Here is a 2,003-nt window from a genome sequence, read left to right on the forward strand (position 1 = left end):
GTTCGGCCGTCGTTATCAACGGCGCTGATGGCTCCATCGGCTTGACCGGCCCTGCCGGCGCTGACGGAACACCGGGCACGACGGTTACCATCAAGGCTGGCGACAGCGTAAATAATGTAGAAGGCAACCCGGTTGATCGTATCACGGCAGGCGGCGAAACCATCGCAACCATGAGTGACGGTCAGAAGTACGCCGGCGACAATGCGAAAGCAGATGGTACTAATGTCATCGCCAAGAAACTCAACGAACAGCTTGACATCATTGGTGGAGCCGATGCTGACAAGCTGACGGAAAACAACATTGGCGTCAATAACGTTAATGGTCAGTTGAAAGTTCAGTTAGTGAAAGACATCGACTTAGGTACTGAAGGCTCCGTTACGATGGGCAACACCGTAGTTAACAATAGCGGTATGACCATCGGCAGCGGCGATACAGCCGTGAGCCTCACCAACGGTGGCCTGAACAATGGTGGCAATCAGATTACCAACGTAGCCAGCGGCTCCGATGGTGTCGATGCTGACGGCAATCCGACGTACAATACGGATACCAATGCAGCCAACATCGGCGACCTTAAGAATGTGAGCGATGCTCTGGTTAATAAGGGCATGGACTTCACGGCCGATAGTGGAGACACGGTACATCGTGACCTGGGTGAAGCCCTGGGCATCGTAGGTGACGGCCAGAATATTACAACTACGACGGATCCTACAAACGGTAACATCACCGTAGCCCTGTCTGACAACCTCTCTATCGGAGCTAAAGATGGCACGAACGGATCTATCGGTGTCAATGGCAGTGATGGCAACGTCGTTACTATCGACGGCAACGACGGCATCTCGATTAAGGGTGCCGACGGCAAAGATGGTGTCAGCATTACCGGTAAAGACGGTGTCGATGGCGTCGACGGCTTGGAAGGCCACATCGGCCTCAATGGCAAAGACGGAGTGACCGACATCTATACCACACCGGGTGAAGCTGGCGTCAACGGTAAAGACGGTGAAACGATGACTCGTATCATTTACACCGATCCGAAAGGCACGAACCATCAGGTGGCTACCCTTGATGATGGCATGAAGTACTATGGCGACTTCGGGGATGTAGCCTCTGTCAAACTGAACAAACAGGTTAACGTCAAAGGCGAAGCAACGTCTGAAGATGATTTGACTACCGGTAACATCGGTGTCGTATCCAGCCAGGATGGCGACAATGCCTTGTTAACAGTTAAGCTCAATAAAGACATCAACTTAGGCTCTAACGGATCCGTAACCATGGGTAACACTGTTATCAATAATAGTGGTATGACCATTACGCCTTCTAACGGTACTCCTGTATCCTTGACGGATGCTGGCCTCAATAATGGTGGCAATAAGATTATCAATGTTGCGCCTGGAGCAATCAACGACGATTCTACAGATGCTGTCAATGGCAGCCAGTTAAATGAAATTAGAAAATTAGCTGGTCAACATACTTATGTAACCGTTGAGGGAGGTACAGAAGGCGGCGCCTCAGAGTATCAAGGTAAGAACTTACTGCTTCAAACAAAGAGAGATAACAACCTGACGACGTATTATGACCTCAAACTCTCTGATAACATCACCTTAGGTAGTGCCAACAATGATGAAGGCACAGATGGCGTAGACAGCTCTATTACACTGAATGGTGCCGATGGTTCTTCCGTCGCTATCAACGGGGCTGATGGCTCTATCGCCTTGACCAGTGGTGCTAACGGTTCCACTGCGACTATTGCAGCCGGAACGAGTGCTCCTAACTTAGCTGGTACAGATATTGATAGAATTACCGTAGGTGGTTCGACCGTCGCAACCCTTGATGACGGTATGAAGTACGGTGGTGACTTTGGCGATGCGTCTAAGGTTAAGTTGAACAATCAGGTCAATGTAAAGGGTAATGCTAAGAATGAAGCTGACCTGACCGACGGCAACATCGGTGTCGTATCCAGCCAGGAGGACGAAAACGGTCTGTTGACGGTTAAGCTCAATAAAGAC

1 protein-coding gene is annotated in these 2,003 nt (G+C 50.1%); it reads left to right on the forward strand.

Annotated features, from left to right (window positions below):
• The coding region (locus HMPREF3201_RS11945) for a beta strand repeat-containing protein (protein ID WP_369794839.1) at nucleotides 1-2,003 on the forward strand (2,003 nt) is incomplete at both ends.

Origin of the sequence: Megasphaera sp. MJR8396C (assembly GCF_001546855.1) — a bacterium.
Lineage (GTDB): Bacteria > Bacillota > Negativicutes > Veillonellales > Megasphaeraceae > Megasphaera.